Source organism: Cognatiluteimonas profundi (assembly GCF_009792795.1).
In the GTDB taxonomy this organism is placed as follows: Bacteria; Pseudomonadota; Gammaproteobacteria; order Xanthomonadales; family Xanthomonadaceae; genus Cognatiluteimonas; species Cognatiluteimonas profundi.
In genome coordinates, this window is the sequence record NZ_VKHQ01000003.1 from 1 (window position 1) to 21709 (window position 21709).

General features: G+C 65.9%; 23 protein-coding genes. 13 read left to right on the plus strand and 10 right to left on the minus strand.

From position 1 onward, the window contains the following. Positions 1-120 precede the first annotated feature (120 nt). Complete coding sequence (locus GST15_RS02015) at positions 121-576, plus strand: pyridoxamine 5'-phosphate oxidase family protein (RefSeq protein ID WP_159015600.1); 456 nt, start codon at positions 121-123, stop codon at positions 574-576. Between the two features lie 40 nt (positions 577-616). Here the strand turns inward: GST15_RS02015 and GST15_RS02020 are convergent, their stop codons facing one another. Then, positions 617-1387, minus strand: coding sequence for a hypothetical protein (locus GST15_RS02020; RefSeq protein WP_159015601.1), 771 nt, complete (start codon positions 1385-1387; stop codon positions 617-619). Between the two features lie 101 nt (positions 1388-1488). On the opposite strand from GST15_RS02020, the gene GST15_RS02025 reads away from it, so the two are divergent. Then, positions 1489-2292, plus strand: coding sequence for a PhzF family phenazine biosynthesis protein (locus tag GST15_RS02025; protein ID WP_159015602.1), 804 nt, complete (start codon positions 1489-1491; stop codon positions 2290-2292). Positions 2293-2468: 176 nt separating this feature from the next. Here GST15_RS02025 and trmY read toward each other — a convergent pair whose 3' ends face one another. After that, positions 2469-3119 carry a tRNA (pseudouridine(54)-N(1))-methyltransferase TrmY gene (trmY, locus tag GST15_RS02030; protein WP_325064765.1) on the minus strand — a complete coding sequence of 217 codons (651 nt, stop codon included), beginning with the start codon at positions 3117-3119 and terminating at the stop codon, positions 2469-2471. Positions 3120-3456: 337 nt separating this feature from the next. Here trmY and GST15_RS02035 point away from each other — a divergent pair, with 337 nt between their 5' ends. The 3 genes from GST15_RS02035 to GST15_RS02045 all read left to right on the plus strand — a co-directional run bounded on the left by GST15_RS02035 (position 3457) and on the right by GST15_RS02045 (position 5629). Continuing rightward, entirely contained in the window at positions 3457-3963 is a 507-nt protein-coding gene (locus GST15_RS02035) for a hypothetical protein (protein WP_159015604.1), read from the plus strand. Between the two features lie 619 nt (positions 3964-4582). Beyond that, a complete protein-coding gene (locus tag GST15_RS02040) occupies positions 4583-4720 on the plus strand; it encodes a hypothetical protein (RefSeq protein ID WP_159015605.1) in 138 nt (45 codons plus the stop codon). Positions 4721-5116: 396 nt separating this feature from the next. Next, entirely contained in the window at positions 5117-5629 is a 513-nt protein-coding gene (locus tag GST15_RS02045; RefSeq protein WP_159015606.1) for a cytochrome b, read from the plus strand. A gap of 383 nt (positions 5630-6012) precedes the next feature. Here GST15_RS02045 and GST15_RS02050 read toward each other — a convergent pair whose 3' ends face one another. The 5 genes from GST15_RS02050 to GST15_RS02070 form a co-directional block, all read right to left on the minus strand. Continuing rightward, positions 6013-6492 carry a hypothetical protein gene (locus GST15_RS02050; RefSeq protein WP_159015607.1) on the minus strand — a complete coding sequence of 160 codons (480 nt, stop codon included), beginning with the start codon at positions 6490-6492 and terminating at the stop codon, positions 6013-6015. A gap of 119 nt (positions 6493-6611) precedes the next feature. Continuing rightward, the gene (locus GST15_RS02055; RefSeq protein ID WP_159015608.1) at positions 6612-6833 is read right to left on the minus strand and encodes a helix-turn-helix domain-containing protein; all 222 of its coding nucleotides are present in this window, start codon (positions 6831-6833) and stop codon (positions 6612-6614) included. Between the two features lies 1 nt (position 6834). After that, positions 6835-7341: a DUF2975 domain-containing protein gene (locus GST15_RS02060; protein WP_159015609.1), complete on the minus strand. Its 507-nt coding sequence runs from the start codon at positions 7339-7341 to the stop codon at positions 6835-6837. Positions 7342-7464: 123 nt separating this feature from the next. Continuing rightward, positions 7465-8784 carry a PQQ-dependent sugar dehydrogenase gene (locus GST15_RS02065; RefSeq protein WP_159015610.1) on the minus strand — a complete coding sequence of 440 codons (1320 nt, stop codon included), beginning with the start codon at positions 8782-8784 and terminating at the stop codon, positions 7465-7467. Continuing rightward, positions 8781-9215, minus strand: coding sequence for a DUF2231 domain-containing protein (locus GST15_RS02070; protein WP_159015611.1), 435 nt, complete (start codon positions 9213-9215; stop codon positions 8781-8783). Before GST15_RS02070 ends, GST15_RS02065 begins: the two co-directional genes overlap by 4 nt. Before the next feature lie 215 nt (positions 9216-9430). On the opposite strand from GST15_RS02070, the gene GST15_RS02075 reads away from it, so the two are divergent. Together GST15_RS02075 and GST15_RS02080 are read left to right on the plus strand one after the other, a co-directional pair. Further along, positions 9431-12022, plus strand: coding sequence for an alpha/beta hydrolase family protein (locus GST15_RS02075; RefSeq protein WP_159015612.1), 2592 nt, complete (start codon positions 9431-9433; stop codon positions 12020-12022). Between the two features lie 394 nt (positions 12023-12416). Continuing rightward, positions 12417-12839 carry a hypothetical protein gene (locus GST15_RS02080; protein WP_159015613.1) on the plus strand — a complete coding sequence of 141 codons (423 nt, stop codon included), beginning with the start codon at positions 12417-12419 and terminating at the stop codon, positions 12837-12839. 91 nt (positions 12840-12930) lie between these two features. On the opposite strand, the gene GST15_RS02085 is transcribed toward GST15_RS02080, so the two are convergent. Further along, on the minus strand, positions 12931-13833 hold the full coding sequence (locus GST15_RS02085) for a diguanylate cyclase domain-containing protein (protein ID WP_159015614.1): 903 nt from the start codon (positions 13831-13833) through the stop codon (positions 12931-12933). 289 nt (positions 13834-14122) lie between these two features. Further along, positions 14123-14308 (minus strand): CsbD family protein, encoded by a 186-nt coding sequence (locus GST15_RS02090; protein ID WP_159015615.1) that lies wholly within the window; start codon positions 14306-14308, stop codon positions 14123-14125. Between the two features lie 445 nt (positions 14309-14753). Between GST15_RS02090 and GST15_RS02095 the strand changes: the two genes are divergently transcribed. The 6 genes from GST15_RS02095 to GST15_RS02120 all read left to right on the plus strand — a co-directional run bounded on the left by GST15_RS02095 (position 14754) and on the right by GST15_RS02120 (position 20619). Continuing rightward, positions 14754-17024: a transferrin receptor-like dimerization domain-containing protein gene (locus GST15_RS02095; protein WP_233263021.1), complete on the plus strand. Its 2271-nt coding sequence runs from the start codon at positions 14754-14756 to the stop codon at positions 17022-17024. Between the two features lie 17 nt (positions 17025-17041). Continuing rightward, positions 17042-17962 (plus strand): M14 family metallopeptidase, encoded by a 921-nt coding sequence (locus GST15_RS02100; protein ID WP_199268696.1) that lies wholly within the window; start codon positions 17042-17044, stop codon positions 17960-17962. Positions 17963-18096: 134 nt separating this feature from the next. Next, a complete protein-coding gene (locus GST15_RS02105; RefSeq protein WP_159015618.1) occupies positions 18097-18618 on the plus strand; it encodes a GFA family protein in 522 nt (173 codons plus the stop codon). A 65-nt stretch (positions 18619-18683) separates the two neighbouring features. Further along, on the plus strand, positions 18684-19175 hold the full coding sequence (locus GST15_RS02110; protein ID WP_159015619.1) for a YciI family protein: 492 nt from the start codon (positions 18684-18686) through the stop codon (positions 19173-19175). 152 nt (positions 19176-19327) lie between these two features. Beyond that, positions 19328-20014, plus strand: a complete 687-nt coding sequence (locus tag GST15_RS02115; RefSeq protein WP_159015620.1) for a DUF2238 domain-containing protein — start codon at positions 19328-19330, stop codon at positions 20012-20014. Positions 20015-20121: 107 nt separating this feature from the next. Further along, complete coding sequence (locus GST15_RS02120; protein ID WP_159015621.1) at positions 20122-20619, plus strand: YybH family protein; 498 nt, start codon at positions 20122-20124, stop codon at positions 20617-20619. A 70-nt stretch (positions 20620-20689) separates the two neighbouring features. On the opposite strand, the gene GST15_RS02125 is transcribed toward GST15_RS02120, so the two are convergent. Continuing rightward, complete coding sequence (locus GST15_RS02125; protein ID WP_159016407.1) at positions 20690-21655, minus strand: L,D-transpeptidase family protein; 966 nt, start codon at positions 21653-21655, stop codon at positions 20690-20692. Between the last annotated feature and the right edge of the window lie 54 nt (positions 21656-21709).

A 21709-nucleotide genomic window follows, 5' to 3' on the forward strand; every position in this document is an offset into this window, starting at 1 on the left:
GCCGCATCGAAAGTCCACTCTGCCCCCGGTTTCGTAAACGCCTTCGGGATTGATTTCGGTCAACGTTCCGGCGCCCAAGCAAGCGGAGGATCCCTCGTATCTCCACAGCCGAGCACCAGCATGGACGAGAAGATCCGGCGGAAGATTCATGACCTGCTCGACGCGCACCGCATCATGACGATCGCGACGCTGCGCCCCGACGGCTGGCCGCAGGCCACCACCGTGGGCTACGTCAACGAGGGCCTGGTGCTGTACTTCCTGTGCGGGCTCGACAGCCAGAAGGCCGCGAACCTGGCGCACGACGACCGGGTGTCGCTGACCATCGACCACGACACGCCGGACATCATGCGCATCACGGGCCTCTCGATGGCCGCGCGGGCGAAGCCCGTGGTCGACCTCGCCGAGGCCGGGCGCATCCTGCGCCTGCTCCCCGGCAAGTACCCCGAGCAGACGCCGCCGCTGCCGATGCCGATGCCCAGGGCCGACCAGGTCCGCATCTTCCGCGTCGAGCCCGTGGTGATCTCGGTGCTCGACTACAGCCAGGGCTTCGGGCACACCGATCTGGTCACTTGTTGAACCCGCACGCTGTTGCGCTGGATTGGTCGCAACTTCGTCCCTACCGCTCGGCCTCTGACATCTGCGCATCCAGCGCCCGCGCGCTTTTACCGGCGTCGTCGACCACGAAGGTGCTGACGCGCAGCCAAGTGTTCCAGTAGCGCAGGGTCTGCAGCAGCGAATCCGATGCGCGCAGGGTCGCGAGGATCGCGGCGGCTTCCGATTCCGGTATCGGCGAGGCGCAGTCGATCAGGCGCTGGTCGGTGCCTTCCAGTTGCTGGTAGCAGTGCGTCCAGATGTAGGCCTGCACCTTGGTGGGCACCAGTCCGCGTACCTGCACGCGGTAGACCGGGTCGTGACGCAGGATCTGCGCCTGGATCCCATTGCCGCCAAGGCGGTAGTACTTCGCCAGGCCGACGCGCAGCCGCTCGTCCTGGATCAGGCCGAGGTCGCCGGCATCGCGCATCTCGGCGAAGCTCGTGTCTTCCAGTTCGAAGGGGCGCAGCTGGCTGGCCTGGTAATAGGCGAGGAGGGTCTTCCACTGTGAGCCGTCCACCAGTTGCCCGCGCTCGTGGTGCGCAATCGCCGCATCCTGGTAGGCCGTGACCTGGTTCCAGAATTGGCGCGTCGACGCCATGTTGGCCAGGTCGGATCGCAGGTCGGCATGGATGCGGCGCAGATAGACGTCCCCGCGCGCGCGGTCGATCCGGTCCTGGTTGAAGTTGCTGACCTGCAAGGCGATCAGGATGCCGGCGATCACGATCACCAGTTCGATGACCGCCGCTGTCCAATCGTGGTCACGCAAGCGCTGGACGAGCCTGGCAGTCCGCATGGAATCTCCTGGCGACTGGTGTCAGGGATGGTTGCCGACACGATAACGGTTCCCTGATCCTTTTCCGGCCGCCGCCACGCGGCTTGCGCCAGAATGCCGGCATGCGCATTCCCCTCTACCAGCTCGACGCCTTCGCCACCCGCCACTTCGAGGGCAACCCCGCGGCGGTGATGCCGGTCGCCGGGCTCTCGTCGAACGCGTTCCCGCCGGACGCGACGATGCAGGCGCTCGCGGCCGAGAACAACCTGTCCGAAACCGCCTTCCTGGTGCGCGACGGCGTGGACTACCGCATCCGCTGGTTCACGCCGTGCCTGGAGGTTCCGCTGTGCGGCCACGCCACGCTCGCCAGTGCTGCGGTGGTGATGGAGCGGCTGGAGCCGGGACGGCGAGAGGTGGTGTTCCATTCCGCGAGTGGACCGTTGCGCGTGACGCGCACGGCGGACGGGTATTCGATGGACTTCCCCGCACGCATTGCCGTACGCATGGACGCGCCACCGGACGCCATCGCCGACGCACTCGGTGTCGCGCCGCTCGAGGTGCATGTGCACGACGCCAACTACCTGGCGCTGCTGGATTCGCCCGCCGCGGTGCGCGCGCTCGCGCCGGACTTCGCCGCGATCGCGCGCCTCGACCGACCGGGGCTGATCGTGACCGCGCAGGGCGAGGGCGAGTTCGACTTCACCAGCCGCTACTTCGCACCGGCCAAGGGCGTGGACGAAGATCCGGTGACCGGCGGCGCGCATTGCATGCTGGCGCCGTTCTGGGCCCAGCGGCTTGGCAAGCAGGCGTTCGTCGCGCGGCAGGCGTCGCAGCGAGGCGGCACCGTGCGCTGCGCGGTGGAGGGCGATCGGGTTCGCCTGGAGGGCGGCTGTGTTTTCTATCTCGAGGGCGAGGTGGCGTTCTAGCGTCTGGTGGTGACCAGAAAGTGGCAGGGAACATGTCCGGTCGAGCCAGCCAGCGTAGCCCGGGTAAGCGAAGCGCACCCGGGATCGAATGGTTGGAAGTCCCGGGTGCGGCCTTCGGCCTTACCCGGGCTACGTTGCTGCGTGGATCAAGCCACCTTTGATCGCTCTTCGTCGAGTCACCGCTGGTCCAACTCATGGTGGATCAACACGACGCATTGCGATGCGAACAGCATGGTCTTTCCCAGCGTGATTTTCTTCGCACCCAGGCGATCGAGGGTGTGGAAGGTGTTCTTCGGCATCGGGATGTGGTCGGTCAGCAGGAAGCAGGGGTTGCCGTCGAACACCTGCCCGCGGATCGACGTGCCTTTCCGGTCCATCACGAACAGCTGGTGATCGTCGGCCAGCTCCTGCACCAGCCGCTCGAAGCTCACCGTGCGCACCGTGATGCCCGATTCCACCGGTCGCGTCTCGTCCTTGCCCATTCCCCTGGACGCATCCAGCGCGGTCGCGATCTTGCCCAGCAACGCGCGCTCGTCGAAGCCGCCGAAGTCATGGATGGCGTTGGCGTCGAAACGGATCGTGCGGGAGAAGTCCGGCGTGCTTTCCAGCACGAGATGGACCGTGACATCCGCGCGATGCGACTGCGCCACGAAAATCGCGTTCATCAGCGTATGCGCGAGGATTTCCGGATGGGCCTCCTTGCCGACGGCAGCCAATAGCTTTTGGCTGTCCGTGGGTGCCGCCCGCGCTCTGAGTACAAAGGTTCGCATGTGGGTCCTGGCCGATTCGTGGTCCTGGAAACAGGCGTCAGAGTGCACTTTCTTCATTCGCCATGAAAGTTCACCTGGGAGTGCACCGACGTCGGCTCGCGCGGGACCGGCTTTGGCACGCGGCAACCTGCCAACGCACCCTTCCCGCTGCCGGGACGTGGATCTGCCCGGCGTCGAGCGCAAGCCCGGGTCGCCGGCCAGACGCTGTCAGTGGCGGTCGGCCATTGACCCAGGAAGTGCACCCTGAACCCGGTTCGCCCGGGGTTCGCTCGTAGAGCACATGCAGGCGACGCTTCGCCATTGACATATGTCAATTCGCACGCGCCTGGCGTTCCTATGCTGCCCTTGCCGCGAATTGCCGCAGGCAGAGTTCGACCAACCGAGGACAGTCACCATGCGTAAATCCGCCATCATCGTTCTGGGCGCCTCGATCGCCCTTGCATTGGTTTCGCCCGTCATGGCCCAGGGCAGGGGCGGCAGCACGCCACGCCAGACCCCCACTCCCACGCCCACGCCCAGGGGGGACCAGCTGCAAACGCAGGATCGCCTGAAGGACCAGGACAAACTGCACGATCAGGACCAGCTGAAGGACCAGGACAAACTGCACGATCAGGACCAGCTGAGGGACCAGGACAAGCTGCACGACCAGGACAAGCTGCAGGATCGCGACCGTCTCCACGACCAGGACGGTCTGGCCATCTATGCCTCCGAGCTGATGACCCCGGCCGAGCGCTCCGCCTACATGACCAGGATGCGCAGCCTGAAAACCGTGCAGGAGCGCAATGCCTATCGCGAGCAGCACCGCATTGAGATGCAGCAGCGCGCACGCGAGCGCGGTGTCAGCATTCCGTCAGGCAGCGGCCAGAACAACAAGCAGCAAGGCAGCGAAGACGGCAACTAGACCGTTGTACGTGGCCTCATGGCGTGCAGGCTAGGTTTGCCGGCCTGCATGATCAGGTGCCTGTCAAAGCGCCAGCGCACGCTGGTCGAGCACGAAAGAGGTCAGGGATCGTTTCCCTACAACGGGTGGTGATTGTCGGCGGTGAGGCCCATTTCTCCGATGGGCCGGCGCGCTGACGGCGTCATGGTGGTTGCGTTTCCAGCGAGCGTCGACCATGTCGAGACCGCCGCGACCGGATCTGGTCGACGGGACGGTTACTCATCGATGTTCGAGCCATCGCTTCAACGCGCTTGCGAGCCCAACGGCTTGGTCACCCATATGTCGAGTATTCGGCTTAGGACGGCGCGGTCCCGGGGCGATTCGGACGTCATTTCCGGCCTTGTTTTCCTGACGACAGTACGCGCGTACGTGCAACAGCAGAAGGCATCGGGGAATGCGGGCTTCTGCGCGCAAATCAGGAATGCTCGGCCGACATGTGCAAGTGCGGTCGGCCCTTCGGCCACTCGCCGCAGACGGCGTGGGTATCCACCGCAGAGTTGATCAGGATCAAGCGGCTCCCGTGTTTGCGCTCATGGCATGTGCGTGACTCAAGAGAAATGGCGACGGTACTTTCGTCGCGGTGACGGAGTTGATCCTGACCGCCGTGTTTGGTGGCATCGACTACAGCGGCACGCAACTCGATGCGTTCACCCAGGCCGCCGACGATGCACGTGCCGTGATCGAGTTCGTCCACGACAATCCCATGCCAGCCCAGTGATGCGGATGGGCGATCTGCCACGCCGTGGCAGTCGCCCATCCGGGTTGCCGGCGCCGGACAACCAGCGGGGCTGTCCGGGCGGGGGCAAGAAGGAGGCGGCAACAATTCTGCTTGAAGCGAATCTTAGGTGGGGGCGGAAAGGAAATGGTTTCCAACCTTTTCAGGTTGCATCAGTACTTCGCGACCGGGCACAACATCCACCGCGAGAACCCGAAAGCGGTCGCGGATGCAGTCCGTTTCGTCGCAGCTGTCCAGAAGTGGAATCCGATGGCCGGGCTTTGGATGCCACACGGCTGATTTCGTCCTGGCGCAATTGCATTGTCGGTTTGACCTGGATCAAAGTCGCGCGTCGGGACCGATCGAGAATAGGGCCGTTTCCCGCACGAGTCCCTACCCATGGCCACTTCGGTGCCGTTTCGTTATCCGGTCATTGTTCGCTGGATCCATTGGCTCAGCGTCGCGCTGGTGGCGATCGCCTACCTCACCGCAGAATCGGCCGAGGACCTGGGCGGAGGTGGCGGCCAATGGCACGTATTGGCCGGCCTCGCGTTGCTGCTTTTGTTCGTGCCGCGCCTGCTGGCGCGGCTTGGAGGGCAACATGCGCCGGTGCCCGCGTCTGCCTTCGAGGCGTGGTCGGCGCGGCTGGTGCACATCGCGCTTCTGCTGTTCGTGGTGGTGGAACCGCTGCTCGGCGTGCTGATGGTCTGGGCGGAAGGCGACCCGCTGCCGGTGCCGTTCACCGCGTGGCAGATACCGCCGCTCATTGTGCTGGGTGAAGCCTCGGGCGAGACGCTGGAGGAGCTGCATGGAACCGTCGGCAACGTGTTTTATGCCGTGATTGCATTGCATGCGCTCGCGGCGCTATGGCACCAGTTCGTACGCCGTGACGGCGTACTGCGCCGCATGTAGTGAGGTGCGTGAGGTAGGGCGATGTCGGCGCAGACCGCATCGTCGGATAGGCGTGATCCCCGGCTGCGGAAGAATACCGGGATGGATCTGCCGACCATGGCACGCGCGCGTCGGGGATTCCAAAAACACCGGGAAAGTCGACTCTGACCCGGGTTTCGAGGCATCCGTCCTGACATTGCTTGTCCTGACCGCCGTCGGTGCCTGGCTGTTGTGGGGCGCATGGCGGAAAGGCCATTTCGTCGCACCGTTCTGGCGCACGCGATTGGCACGCAGCGCACACCAAGCCAACTGCATGATGCGCTGAGCGTCGGGCGCCTGGACTCGCACACGCGGTCGTCTGACCAGATGTCGATCAAACGGGGAGCGCGCCCACTCCGGTGACGTCACCCGGCCGCACCCGCCGACAGTGGCCGCGCCTCGACCGGTCGCCGTGGCCAACGCACATACGTCCGCCACGCATATCCCCATGGCACCACCGCGGCCAGCAGCGGCAGCGCGAGGAATGAGCCGGCGATCTCGCCGGTGGGCGTGCCCCACAGCGTGCCGGACTGCCAGAGAGGAAGCGCGACGAACGCGAGCCAGATCGCCTTGTAGCCGATCGTGAAGAACATCAACGGCAGCCAGCGCAGCGGATGCAGCAGCCCGAACAGCGCAAGCGCGGGGTAGGTCGCCCACACGGCGAACGTGACCGCGCGTACCGGATCCCACGGGCCTTCGTGCGAGAGCAGCACGCCCCATGCGGTCGGCGCGACGAACACCAGCATCAGCAGATAGAACAAACGTAGTCCCCAGGTCTGCACGGGACGCACACCGTGTTGCCGTTGGTCGGGGGCGAAGAACCGGACGAACGTGTTGGCGGTCATGGGGCATTATTCCTGCGGCTGATGTGTCTTACGGTTCGTAAGCAGCTTGCATGTGTGTGCCAAAGCGCGCGGCTGCGCGCTGTAAACCATCGCCTGCTGCAGCGCGTCGAGGCGCGGCATCAGTCCTGAGCGGGCAGCGCGGGATCAAAGGCGAGCAGGTCGCCGGGCTGGCACTCGAGCGCCGCGCAGATCGCCTCGAGCGTGGAAAAACGAATGGCCTTCGCCTTGCCGGTCTTCAGGATCGACAGGTTGGCGAGGGTGATGTCGATGCGCGCGGCGAGCTCGGTGAGCGTCATGCGGCGCGCGTGCAGTTGTTCATCCAGCCGGACAACGATCGCCATGTCACACCGTGCCTTCGAGGTCGGCGCGCATGCGTGCGCCCTGGGCGAACACGCCGGACAGCACGAACAGCAGCAGCACCGCGAGCCACGGCACGAACGAGAAGCCGCCCAGCCGCCCCGGCTCCCACACGACCGCCGCGATCGCCAGGACGAACATCCGCAGCACTTCCAGCACCAGCACGCTCCACGCGATGGCGTCCAGGCGCCTGGCGTTCTCGACGATGAAGGGATCGCCGCCGCGCACCGTGTCGACGATCGCCAGCAACCGTCGCAGGATCGTGTGCACGATCCCCGCGCCGAAGATGCCGATGACGATGATCACGTGCAGCCCGAGCGACAGCTGCGGATGCGCATGCGTCAGGTCGAAGCCGAGCGGCCGTTCCGGCCAGCCGGCGATGAAGACGCTCGTGCCCAGTAGCACGGCGAGGCCGACGGCATAGAGGATGTTGAGGACGGTCAGCCCCCGGATGATCGGGCGGGCGACGGCGAGGGCGGAGGTGCTGGTCATGACGGGTTTCCGGCCGGTTGTATCGTGAAACGATAATACACTTATCGTAAAACGATAAACATAGGCCGGAAGTCACTCCCGGGCGCAGCTCGTCCGGAAGTGGCCAAAGGGGTTAGTCGTTCCTCAGGGCGTCGCCGCCGTCACCCGCCAGACCGCGTTGCCGACGTCGTCCGCGATCAGCAGTGCGCCGTCGGGATCCTGCGCCAGCCCGACCGGCGCGCCGTACAACTGCTTCTCGTCGTCGGAGTGGAAGCCGGTGACGACGGGCTCGGGCACGCCGACCGGCTTGCCTTGCTGGAACGCGACGAAGACGACCTGGTAGCCGCTCAGCGGCGAGCGGTCCCAGCTGCCGTGTTCGCTGACGAACGCGCCGCCGCGGTACTTCGCCGGCAGGGCGTTGCTCTCCGAGAACAGCAGCCCCAAGGCGGCGACGTGCGAACCCAACGCGTAATCGGGCTTGATCGCCTTCTTGACCAGGTCGGGGCGCTGCGGCATGACGCGATGGTCCACGTGCTGGCCGTAATAGCTGTAGGGCCATCCGTAGAAACCGCCTTCCTGCACGGAGGTCATGTAGTCCGGCACCAGGTCCGCACCGATCTCGTCGCGCTCGTTGACGATCGTCCAGAGCTTGCCGGTCCGTGGTTCCCACTGCAGTCCGGTGGGGTTGCGCAGTCCCGTTGCGTAGATGCGGCTGGCGCCGGTGGCCACGTCGACTTCAAGCACGTTCGCGCGCCGGTATTCCACGCCCAGTCCGTTCTCGGTGATGTTGCTGTTGGAGCCGACGCCGACATACAACCTGCTGCCGTCCGGGCTCGCCAGCAGCGACTTGGTCCAGTGATGGTTGATGGTGCCCGGCAGGTCCGCGAATTCCACGCCCGGCGCGGTGATCCGCGTGGCCCCCGCGGTATAGGGATACTTCACGATCGCGTCGGTGTTGGCGACATACAGCGAATCACCGATCAGCTGCACGCCGAATGGGGAATGCAGGTTTTCGAGGAAGACGTGCTTCTCCCACTCGCCGCTGGTACCCGGTGCATGGCGCAGCAGCGTGATCCGGTTGCCGCCCTTGGCGCCCTTGCCGGAGCGGTTCTTCACCTTGCCGGCGAACAGCTGCTTGGGCGTGGTCACCGGCTCCGTGCCGGGGCCATTGGATTCCACCACCAGCACGTCGCCGTTGGGGAGCATCAACAGCTGGCGCGGGTGCAGCAGGCCACTGGCGATCCGGTCGATTTTCAAGCCGGCGGCGACCTTCGGCGTCTGGCCCTGCGCCCAGCCGACGCCGGTCGGCACCTGCATGGGCGGCATCAGGAAGTCCTTGGGGCCTGGCAGTGGCGGGTTGTCGCCCGATTGCTGCGTCGGTTCAAGCGATGCCTTGTGGCTGCAGGCACCGAGGATTGCCACGAATGCCAGCGCCAGCATGCTGCGGTGGATGACGTGATTCATGGACGCACTCCCGATGCGGGCCGCATGCCCATGACGATGTGGCCGATGGCCAGCAGGATGACCGTGCAGGCCGAGAGCCAGACGCTGGCGGGAACCACCCCGTAGGCATCGCGACTGTGCACGAACGCATTGATGATCGCCGCGACGATGGCGAACAGGTTGAGCCAGAAGTCGAGCTTGTCGGCGCGCGTCGCGGTTTGCCTGGAGGTGATCCAGACCTGCGCCAGGTTGACCAGGCGCGGGACCACGGCGAACAGCAGGCCGAAGGCGATCAGCCAGGCGGCGCCCTTGCCCCACAGCACCTCCGCCGTCCGCGCATAGATGATGTCGAACACCAGCGCCGCCACGAAGAATCCGAACGGGATCGGGTTGAGCAGGCCATAGATGGTGTTCGCGACGACGGAACGACGCGGTGCGGCACGGGAGTTCATGGCGGTGGTCTCGATGGGAGGGACGGCACAAGCGCGGTATGGGCGTCCGCGGTGATGGTTACCCGGGCGCCCGCTGTCGAGTTGACGTGCACCCTAGGCGACCGGATGTTTACGGCATGTGCGTGCCTGCGTCGACGCGCACCCTCCACGGGGGGCCTTCTTTGTTTCCGTGGTCCGGTATGGCTATCCTCCGGCCGGGGAACAGGGGAAAGGGAATGCGGACGAAGGGAAGCGTTTCGCGTGTGCCCGGGGCGTTTCGACGGGCGCTGGTCGTGCTGCTGCTGGGCGCTTTGTCTGCCCTGGAGCCAGCCTTTGCGGGCAGGGTCGACCCCGGCGAGATCCCGCGGCTCGGGCCCAACGATGGCCTGATGCTGGTCGAGGTCGATACCGTCGTCGCGCTCGACAGCGTCCGCGTGAAGCAGGACGGGCACTTTTTCGATGCGGGTGTCCTGAAACGGATCGATGCAGGCAAGAGCGCGGGCTTGTACGTGGTGCCCGCGGGGTCCTATCAATGGGCCGAAATCAATACGTCCTGGGAAACGCGTTTCGATCCGAAGGACGATCCGGAGTACCACTTCACAGTGGAGCCCGGGAAGATCACCTATGCCGGTGACCTGGTGTTTCGGCCGACCGGCGTCTACTCGGCCGACATCCAGGTACGCAATCGCGGCCTGCGCGCCATGGATTGGCTGGAGACGAATCATCCCGCGCTCGCGCAGCGTTACGCGTTCGCATACTCGGGGCACTACCCCGATCCGTTCCCCGATTTCTACCATCAGGAGCGTGCCGCTTCGACGGCGAAGCTCGGTGACCTCGATGCGGTCGACAAGGCGTGGGCTCCTGCATTCATGCCGCTGTCGCCCAAAACCTTGTGGCGCGGTGATCGCGTCACCGACGTCGTGCTGAATCCCGCTGGTGACCTGCTCGCCGAGGCGCTGGTGCTGGACGACAAACATGCAGCGATCGACCTGATCGACATCAAGGCGGGCTCGGCGATGCGGCTGATGGTCAGCCCGGCCGCGGTGCGTTCGCTGCTGTGGACCAGCGATCGCGTGCTGATCGGCGGTGTAGCCCGGAACGATGGCCCACAGCTGGTGACCGTGTTCCGCATCGGCCAGGACGCGGCTGGAAAGCGCAGCTTCCAGGCGTTGCGGGTTGGCCAGGTGGGGGAGGTCGGATCGGCGATCGCCAACGATCCGGATCACGTGCTCTATGAAGTGGCCGGCATGGATCGCGGGTTGATCCAGCGCCTGGACATCCACAGCCAGGCGACCATCGACGCATTCCGACCCATCTCGCAGACGCGCCTGAACACCGGCGTGGACAAGGCGGTCGCCTGGTGGGCAGACGGCCTCGGTCGCCTGTCGGTCGCCATCGCCAGGTCCGGCGACAGCTATGTGTTGATGCATCGCGAAGGCAAGCAGTTCGTGCCGGTGCTGCGACTGGACAGCGACACCACCCTCCAGCCGCTCGCGTTGTCGATGGACGGCAGCCTGATCTACGCACTCAGCGACGAAGGCCGGGGCCAACGCGACCTCGTGGTGTTCGATACGATGCAGAAACGCATCACCAGGACACTGTTCACCAAGCCTGGGGTGGATGTCACGGCGGTATTGGTGGATGACGATCGCAATCCGATCGCAGTCAACTATTACCAGGAAGGCCGCAAGGTGACGGAATATTTCGATGCGAAGGCACAGTCGATCGCGGGCTTGCTGCAGCAGACATTCCCGGGACGCTCGGTCGAGGTCGAGGCGCGCAACCGCGATGGCAGCCAACTGGTCCTGCAGGTCCAAAGCAGCGACCAACCGCCCATGCTCTACCTGCTGGATGTTGCGCATCGACAGGCATCGCTGCTGGATCCGGTCGATCCATGGTTCGACAAACAGGCATTCGCGCCCACCCGGCTGCTGAAGGTCACCAGCAAGGACGGCCTGCCGATCGAGGCTTACCTCACCTTGCCCACGGCCGCAGGCAGGCATCCGCTCGTGGTGCTGCCGCATGGCGGTCCGGTCGGTGTCAGCGACCACTTGATGTTCGATCGGGAAACACAATTCTTCGCGTCGCTGGGCTATGCGGTGCTGCGGGTGAATTTCCGTGGCTCGGACGGTTATGGCAGGGCGTTCCGCGAAGCCGGCTACCACGCGCAGGGCACGCGCATCGAAGACGATATCGATGCATCCATCACCGCGGCGCTGGCGGCTTATCCGTTGGACGCGGACCGCATGTGCATCGTCGGCAGCAGTTACGGCGGCTATTCGGCACTGGTCTCGACAATGCGCTGGCCGCATCGCTTCCGCTGCGCGGTGTCGATTTCCGGCGTCAGCGATCGCATGCTGTTCTTCACTGCCAGCGATGGCGGTCAGTCCAGGGAAGGCCGCAAGTCGCTCGAACGCGTCGTCGGCGATCCCGTGCGCGAGCGCGACGAAATGATGGCCGGTTCACCGATCTACCACTACCGCGACCTGCAGGTGCCACTGATGCTGGTACATGGCAAGGAAGACGAACGCGTGGACTATGAGCACGCGCGTCGCCTGGTGCGCATGCTCAACCTCTCCGGCCACAAGCCCGTGATGATTACCTTCAAGGAAGGCACGCATGCCTGGGACGACGTCGATCAGATCGACAAGGCCTACGCCGGCATCGCGGCCTTCCTGGAAAAATACCTGGGAGCGCCCGGCGCACCGGCCGCATCGGCAACGTCGCCATCGACTTCCGTGTCCCCGACGCCAGCCACGGTCGCGGTGACAGTGCCGACGCCTTCGACCGCCATGCCGTCGACAGCCAGGCCGCCAAGATCCAACTGACCGGTGCGCGAGGTGTCAGGGCCAGTTCCCGGCATCAATCCGTGCAGGGAGGGCTTAAGCCCGCTCTACGGTCCGTGAACTGTGGCAAGGGGGATGGGATGGACGTCAGGATTCCGCGGGAGGGGTGATGCGCGATTCAAGGGATTTGCCAGCGACGCAGGCAACGCTGGGCGATCGCCACGCCGGACTTGCCGCCGACGATCTCGATCGCCTGGTGTTCCGGCGACGTGCGCCGTTACGGCCGATGTCGAAACCGGCGTTGTCCACCCAGTGGGCGTGGTTGGCAGCAGCGCTGATTGGCGCGGTTGTTTTTGGACTACTCATGCGGACGTTGCTTGAACGGACCGCGGGCAGCGCCGGTCAGTCGCCCGACGTCGCGGTAATGCCTGGGCAGATGCCCCCCGCAATCGGTGCGCTGCCGTCCGATTCGATTCCCGTGCGCGATTCGGCACCCTCGACCGACGTTGGCGGACCGTCGCAGGTCTCGATGGTGTATCGCTGCGTGGGGAAGCATGGTGCGGTGTCGCTGCAGTCGCAGCCGTGCGCGGCGGGCGAGCGGGTGACGCGTGCCATCTTCGCGCCTCCCGACGCGGAGTCGTTACCCCGGCCGACCTTCGCCGCGCCCAACGGGCCTTCGGTGGCCGAATACACCGACGCAGCGCCTGCGGTGGATGACGCGCGCGACCGCCGCCGTCGCGAATGCGCGGATGCAGGATCCAGTCGTGAAGCAACCCTTGCGCGCGTCGGCCTGGCGCGAACCTACGATTTGTTGCACCAGCTGGATGCGATGGTGCAGGAGGCCTGCAAGGGGTTGTGATCGGGAGCGCATCGGTCGCGAATACACAATTCGCCGCACCCACCACATCCCGCGGCCTGGCCGTCGCATCAGGCAAGGCGACTACCAGGCCCTACCCAGGATTCCCCACGCTATCGGGCGTTTCCCCGGGTTCGCCACTCCTGCGTCGCGGCCCTCGGCGCTTGTCCGCATACATGTCGCGGTCGGCATGCGCCAGCAGGGCCTCCGGGTCGCTTCCATCCGCCGGGAAACAGGCGATGCCGACGCTGGCATCCAGCTGGATCGGGCCATCGGGCAGCGTGCATGGCGGATGCAGGCGGGCGCGCAGGCCATCCGCGACAGCGCGGGCGGCCGTGGCATCGCGACAGCCAGGCAGCAGCACCACGAATTCGTCTCCGCCAACGCGGGCCACGAGGTCGCCTTGCCGCAGTTCCTGCTGGAGGCGCTGTGCAACCTCCCGCAAGACGCGGTCGCCGGCGTCGTGGCCGCTGCGATCGTTGGCCGCCTTGAATCCGTCGAGGTCGAGGTAAAGCACGGCCAGGCCGCTGCCCGCATGCGTCGCCTGCGCCATCGCTTTGTGCAGCTCGCGTTGCAGATGGTGGCGGTTGGGAAGGCCGGTCAAGGCGTCGTGGCTGGCGCGGTGCTCGAGTTCGCGTTCGGCCTTGCGCAGTTCGCTCACCTCGCGGGCCACCCCGATCCGCACGCCGTAGTCGGGCAGCCAGTTGGCGGACCACTGGATGTCCACGCTGTGCCCATCCTTGTGCATGTAGCGATTGCGGAAGTGGCGCTGCGGCTCGCCGGAGGTGACCATTTCGGCCTGCTCCATGGTCGCCGCCTGGTCCTCCGGATGGACCAGGTCGAAGGCTCTCCGGCCGAGCACCTCACTGGGCGCGTATCCGAAGATTCGCTCGAATCCCGCACTGACGAACAGGAAGTGACCCTCCGCATCAACCACGCACACCGCGTCTGGCAGCAGGTTCAAGACGTCGACGAGCGGGGGCAACTTCGGGGTCATCGATTCGCTGTGTGGCCGGCGCTGATGGCGCACGGGGGCCATTATCCCCGTGCCGCCCGCAAGGAAATGGCATCCGATCACGTTCGCCGGGGGGAGACGGGCGTGGAAATCCGGTATCGAGGGAATTGCCAGGGCACTTCCCGCTGCAGGTTTCCCGCCCGAATCAAGCGTCCGCACCTCATGCACGGATGGCCATGCGCATGGATTACTACCCGGGCGCTGGCTGTCAGGAAAAAAGCGTGCAACGCCACCGCGCTGCACGCTTCGTATCAGGTTACCGCTCGAACGATCAGCGCTTGGCTTCTTCCGTGCGCATCCGGTCGGCCATCGCGCCGATCATCTGCTCGGCCTTTCCGACATTTTTCTCGATGTTGCCTTCGACCTGCTGCGAGCGGTTGCCGGTCGCCTGGCCGATCTGTTCCTTGATCGCGCCCTTGACTTCGTGTCCCATGCCATCGATTCGGTTGTTGTCCATGGTGTCGTCTCCAGGTGCCGCGACAGTGCGGTTTGGATCGACCATCGCGGAAGCGACGTTCGGCGCACGTGAGCACCAGCGGGAACGGTTCAGTTAAACGGCATGACGGGTTCAGTCACCGTTCTACCTGGCCTGGCCGGGTGAGAGGCACGTGGCAGGGACAAGCTGTGTTCACCCCGCGCCGGGCGGCGCACGGCGACACCTTGCCGGGCGATTACGGTTGCTGGCGGCTGCGTCGGATCAGGCAGGCCAGCCTTGCGCGAAAACGCAGCGAAGCGCGGATCCCTGCGCAACGTGGCGATGACCTCGGGACGACTCCATCCGGCCCTTTCCCCAGCGCCAGCGCCCATCCGCCCCGATCCATGCGAAATTACGCATCCAACCCAGGAGAACGAGATGACGCGAAGCACGACGCGGCTGCACCCTTGCCATGGCCTGCGCATTGATGACGTCGGCCGCTGGCGCCGCGTCCGGTGCCGCGCCCGACGTTCCCGTCGCCAGCGCGTCTGCGATGCTTGGCTTCACCCCTGGCCGGGCCGCCGAACAACGCGCCCTCGAGCAGCGCTTCGACGCCGCGCTCAGCGCCACCGACCAGCGTGACTGGCTCAAGCGCATGTCGTCCGAGCCCAACCACGTCGGCTCGGCGCACGACAAGGCGAACGCCGAATGGATGCTCGCCAGGTTCCGCGAGTGGGGCTGGGACGCGCGCATCGAGACCTACAGCGTGCTGTACCCGACGCCGAAGACGGAGTCGCTCGAACTCGTCGCGCCGGAGCACTTCAAGGCGACGCTCCACGAGCCGCCGGTGGCCGGTGATTCCACATCGGCGACGCCGGGCGCATTGCCGCCCTACAACGCGTACGGCGGCGACGGCGACGTGACCGCCGGGCTGGTGTACGCCAACCAGGGCATGCCCGACGACTACAAGGAGCTCGCGCGCCGCGGCATCGACGTGCGCGGCAAGATCGTCATCACGCGCTACGGCGGCGGCTGGCGCGGCCTCAAGCCCAAGCTCGCGCAGGAACACGGCGCGGTCGGATGCCTGATCTATTCCGATCCGCGCGACGACGGCTATGGCGCCGGCGACGCCTATCCGAAGGGCGGCTGGCGCCCGCAGGACGGCGTGCAGCGCGGCTCCGTGCAGGACATGCAGTTGTATCCGGGCGACCCGCTCACGCCGGGCGTGGGTGCGACGCCGGACGCGAAGCGCCTGGCCATCAAGGACGCGAAAACCATCCTGAAGATCCCCGTCCTTCCGATTTCCTATGCCGATGCGTTGCCACTGCTGCGCGCGCTCGACGGCCCGATGGCCCCGCGCGAATGGCGCGGCGGCCTGCCGATCGCCTATCACCTGGGCGGCGGCAACGCGGCGAAGGCGCACCTTGTCGTGCAGTCCGACTGGAACCGCAAGGACATCCATGACGTCATTGCGGTGATGAAGGGATCGACGGAACCCGATCAATGGATCCTGCGCGGCAACCATCACGACGGCTGGGTGTTCGGCGCGTGGGATCCGCTGTCCGGCAACGTGGCGCTGCTGGATGAAGCCAAGGCGATCGGCGCGCTCGCGAAGACCGGCTGGCGCCCGAAGCGCACGCTCGTGTACGCGAGCTGGGACGCGGAAGAACCCGGCCTGCTCGGTTCAACCGAGTTTGCCGAAGCGCATGCGGACGAGTTGCAGCGCAAGGCGGTGGCCTACATCAATTCAGACACCAATGGCCACGGTTTCCTCGGCATGGAAGGCAGTCATTCGCTGCAGCACGTGCTGAACGAAGTCGCCGCGGGCGTTGACGATCCGGAGACCCACGTCAGCGTGCGCGAACGCGCGCGGGCGAAGATGCGCATCGACGGGTCGTCCGACAGCGCCAAGCCACAAGCGAGAGAGGCTGCGACGATCGCGGCCAAGGGCGGCGACCTGCCGATCGAAGCGCTTGGTTCGGGCTCGGACTACAGCGCCTTCCTCCAGCACCTCGGCATCGCGTCGCTCAACCTGGGCTTCGGCGGTGAAGACGACCAGGACGGCGTCTACCACTCGCGTTATGACTCCTTCGACCATTACGACCGTTTCGGCGATCCGGGCTTCGCATACGGCGTCGCGCTGTCGAAGGTTGCCGGCCACATCGCGCTGCGCATGGCCAACGCCGACGTGCTGCCCATGCGCTTTTCCGACTTCAGCGACACCCTCGGTCGCTACGTCGCCGACCTGCATCAGACGATCGACGGGATGCGGAAGGCCACCGCGAGCCAGCACGGACTGCTCGACGCACGCGTCTATGCACTGGTGTCCGATCCGGCACGACCCATCGGCCCGCCGGCGCGTGATTCCGACATGCCCGCCATCGACCTGGCGCCGCTGGATTCGGCGGCGAAGCAACTGACGCAGAGCGCGCAGGCGTTCGAATCCGCGTACGACGCGCGCGCCGCCGGTGGCTTCAAGGGGACGCCAGGGCAGCAGCGCGCGATCGACATGGCGATCGCGCGCATGGAGCAGGCGTTGACCGATCCGGACGGCCTGCCGGGTCGCGGCTGGTACAAGCACATGATCTACGCGCCGGGACTGCTGACCGGATACGGCGTCAAGACCGTGCCGGGCGTGCGCGAGGCGATCGAGCAGCGTCAATGGGAGCAGGCCAATCGCTATGCGGTGATCACCGCGCGGGTGCTGGACGGGTATCGCGCGCAGCTCGATCAGCTGACGACATTGATGAAGCAGTAGCCGGAGCGCGTGACGTGATGACTGACGCAGCGCCTTATCCAATCGGCACCCCCGGCGTTCCCTGGGGTGCGGCGGAAGTCGCCGACTGGCGCTCGCGACAGACGCGCAGGCGCAGTTACCAGGCCGACGTTCTGGACGCGGTCGAGCGCCTGCGTTCGCGCTTCGACGTCGTGCAGTACGGCCGACTGGACTATGCCCCCGACAGCTATCCGCTGTTCGCAATCCGCAGTCGCGACTGGAACGACGCGCTGCCGGTGGTGCTGGTGACGGGTGGCGTGCATGGGTATGAAACCAGTGGCGTGCACGGCGCGCTGCAGTTCGTCGACCAGCATGCGGGCGACTATGCAGGTCGGGTCAACCTGCTCGTCGCGCCGTGCGTGAGCCCATGGGCCTACGAGCGCGTGCACCGCTGGAATGCGCACGCGCTCGACCCGAACCGATCGTTCCGCGACGACAGCCCGGCGGAGGAGTCGGTGGCCCTCATGCGCCTGGTGGCGCCGCTGCGCGACCGCGTGCTGGCGCATATCGACCTGCACGAGACCACGGACACCGACGAGTCCGAGTTCCGTCCGGCGCTGGCCGCGCGCGATGGCAAGCCGTTCGAGCCGGAGGGAATCCCCGACGGCTTCTACCTGGTCGACGACACCGGTAACCCGCAACCCGGGTTCCAGCAGGCGGTGATCGCGGCGGTGGAGCAGGTGACCCACATCGCGCCGGCCGATGCGAACGGCGAGATCATCGGATCGCCGGTCGTCGCGCCTGGCGTCATCCGCTATGCGCTCAGGGAGCTGGGCCTGTGTGCGGGCATCACCGCTGCCCGCTACAAGACGACCACCGAGGTCTACCCCGACAGCCCCCGCGCAACTGCCGGGCAGTGCAACGCCGCGCAGGTCGCCGCGGTGCGTGCAGGCATCGATTACGCGTTGGCGCATCGATAGAGGTGAACTGCGAGACAAAGGAGCAAGGCGGCGCGCGCTGAATGGGGACATCCGGTCCGGACAACGGACCCTTGGCATGGTCTTGAAGCGAGCTGGGCTAGGGTCGACATGTCCCTGTCCTGCAGGCTTCTCCGATGCACCTCGAAGGCTCCTGTCATTGCGGCCAGGTGCGGTTCTGTTGCGAGGCCTACGCGCCGGTGCCGTTCCTGTACTGCTACTGCTCGATCTGCCGCAAGACCGCCGGCGGCAGCGGCAGTGCGATCAACCTCGGCGCCCGTGCCGACACGCTCGAGGTCGATGGGCGGAAACACCTCGGCGTCTACCACGCGAAGATCCGCGAAGACGATGGCAGTTGCCGCGTCAGTTCCGGCCAGCGCCATTTCTGCACCGGTTGCGGCAGCGCGCTCTGGCTGTTCGATCCCGAATGGCCGGACCTGGTGCACCCGCATGCATCGGCAATCGATACACCACTGCCGCTGGCGCCCGAGCGCGTGCACATGTTGCTGGATGCCAAGGCCAACTGGGTGCGCGTCCCGCGAGGCGACCACGATATCCACCTCGAAGGATTTCCCGAAGAGTCGCTCGAAGACTGGCATCGGCGCCACGGATTGCTGGATCAGGCAGGCGACCAAAAACGCGGCGGGAGCGGGACCTGAAAAGTGCCTGATTCCACCGTCTGGCACGTGTCCAGTCTTGTTTCCCCGCATCAGGAGGATTCAGCATGAACCTCACGTCGATGGCGACCGTCGCGACTTGTCTCGCACTGCTCGGCGCGCCGCAGGTGCTGGCGCAGACGGCAGATCCGGCACCCGCGTATGACGCAGCCCTGGCAAAGCGCCTTGGCGCGGACGAAAGGGGCATGCGGAATTTCGTGCTGGTGATCCTCAAGACCGGTCCCACGCGGGTGCCGGATGGTGGGGAACGCAAGGCGATGTTCGCCGGGCACTTCGCCAACATCGAAAAACTGGCCGCCGCTGGCAAGCTGGTGCTGGCAGGTCCGTTCGAGGCGGACCCGGCGGGTTGGAGAGGATTGTTCGTGCTGGCGGTCGACGACATCGACGAGGCGCGGCGGCTGACCGCGACCGACCCCGTGATCATCCGCGGTGAAATGGTCGCCGAATACCACCGCTGGTACGGCTCGGCGGCGACGATGATGCTTCCCGGGATCCATGCCCGCCTGCTTCCGAAGGCGACGGCAGAGGCTGCTGACTGAGCGATTTCCGCGATGCGGGATCGCGTCGACGATCTGCGGCCGGATGGGTGGCCGACGGCATCCTCCGATCCGTCGTCCGCACGAAGAGTCATGAGACCCCTGACTTGGTTCCGCCCGTGCGGCTATCCTCGCTGCCTCACGAGGAAGCGCACATGCCCGGGACATCGACAGCGATCGCCACTCCCCCCACGCGCGCCGAAGCCTGGGCGTTGCTCTTGATCGTCTGCGTCGCGTTGCTGTGGTCGGTGCTCACTGCGGTCGACCGGATGACCTGGTTCATGGAAGTCATGTGGGTAATCGCAGGGATTCCGCTGCTGGCCTGGCGCTGGAAGCGCTTCCCGCTGACACGATTGCTCTGCTGGTTGCTGGCCGCGCACGCACTGGTGCTGATCGAAGGCGGCGCCTACACGTACGCGCAGGCGCCGCTGGGATCCTGGTTGCGCGATGCAGCCAATGCCGTCGGCATCGCCGTCCAGCGCAACCCCTGGGATCGCGTCGGCCACTTCATGCAGGGCTTCGTGCCGGCGATCCTCGCGCGCGAGTTATTGCTGCGCTGCACGCCACTGCGGCGCGGCGGCTGGCTGGTGTACCTGGTGCTCGCCGTGGCCCTGAGTTTTTCCGCGTTCTTCGAGCTGATCGAATGGTGGTCGGCGTTGGCATTCGGCGCCGACGCCGATGCGTTCCTCGCAACCCAGGGCGACCCATGGGACACCCAATGGGACATGTTCACCTGTCTGGTCGGCGCGGCCGTGTCCTTGCTGCTGTGGTCGCGGTTGCATGACCGGCAGCTGGGCAGGGCTGACGACCGCATGTCCGCTTTTCGCCCCGGCGCCGTTTGAATCACGGTGTAGGCCCTTGCGCCGATGAGTCGCCGCACGAAAAGGCTTGCAGCGCGGAACACGAGCGCGGAGACCCGCGTCCGGCAACCATCCACGGAGGACGTCCCATGTACTTATCCAAAGCTGCGGTTTCCCTCTCGCTCGGCCTGCTGGCAGTCATGGCCAGCACCACCACGCTTGCCCTGGACAAGGCGGCAGCAGGTGCCGCATTCCATCCATCCAGCCAGGACTGGGCCACCGCCTACAACGCAGGCGAGGCCGACAGGATCGTTGCGATGTACGCCAGGGACGCCGTGGTGATGCCACCCGATGCGCCGGCCGCCACGACGGCAACGCTGCGCGACTACCTGGTCAAGGACATCGCGAACGCGAAGAAAGCCGGTATCACCCTCGCCATCGTCGACGGCAAATCGGCGAGCTCGGGCAACCTCGGTTGGCACGAGGGCACGTTCACCCTTGTTGACACGACGGGCAAGACCGTCGGCACGGGCAAGTACGTCGAAGTCTGGGAACGCAAGGACGGCAAGTGGACGATGATCCGGGACATCTGGAACAACGACGCGCCCGCAGCTGCCGCAACCGCGCCGACAGCACCGAAAGACTGATCGGCCCGACAGGGTTGCGTTGATCCGGTCGATCAACGCACCTGTCACCTCGCTCGCTTGTGTTGGACGCTTACTCCTGCATCAGGACCGGCATGCCGGTCTTGACGACCTTCGCCACGGCGGCAGCGCTCCAGTTGGTCATGCGGATGCAACCGTTGGACTCCGACTTGCTGATGCGTGTCGGGTTCGGCGTGCCATGGATGCCGTAGTGCTCCTTGCTCAGGTCGATCCAGGTCGTTCCGACCGGATTGTTGGGGCCGGCGGGGATTTCAGCCTTCTCGTCGCTCTTTTTGGTGCCGGCGATCAGCTTGGGATCGAAATACCAGACGGGATTGCGCTTGACGCCGGTGACCTTCCACTCGCCGATCGGCAGCGGGAATTCCGCGCTGCCGGTGGTGACCGGGAACTGCGCAAGCACCTTGCCCGTGCTGTCCTGCAGCATCAGTGCGCCATCGGACTTGTCGACGACGATGCGCTCCGGCACTGGCAGGGCATCAGCCGGGGTGACGTATGGAACCGTGAGTGTCGTGCCGGCGGTGGCGAGGTCGGCGTCGGGATTGAGCTTCTTCAGCAGGCCGGTGCCGATGTGGAACTGCTCGGCCAATTTTTCCTCGACCGATCCGTAGGGCAGCGCCTTCAGCTTCGCCATGTCGGCGGGCGTTTTGGGCGTTGCCTCGAACGGTCCCGCGATGTCATCCGTAGTCAGCGTGTAGGAGACCAGCACGGGCGCGGTGTCGGCATTGAGTGCGTCCCAGGTCGGGGTGTCCAGCGTGCCGCTGGAGTCGATGCCGTTGGCGCGCTGATAGGCCGCGATCGCCTTGGTCAGGTTGCTGCCCTTGGCGCCATCGATCTCGCCGGGCGAAAAATGCGCGCGCTCCAGCAACACCTGCGCACGCAACACGCTGTCCCTGGCGAGGTCGGCATCGGCCGGTGCCGCGGTGACGGCAGGCGCGATCGCATCGGGCGCGCTGGTGTCGACGGATGCCGGCGCGGTCGTGGCAACCGATGCTGCAGTCGACAGGCTCACCGGCGGCATCGCAGCGTCGGCACTGGTTGCGGCCGACGGGACAGTCGAGGCCGCAACGTCCGC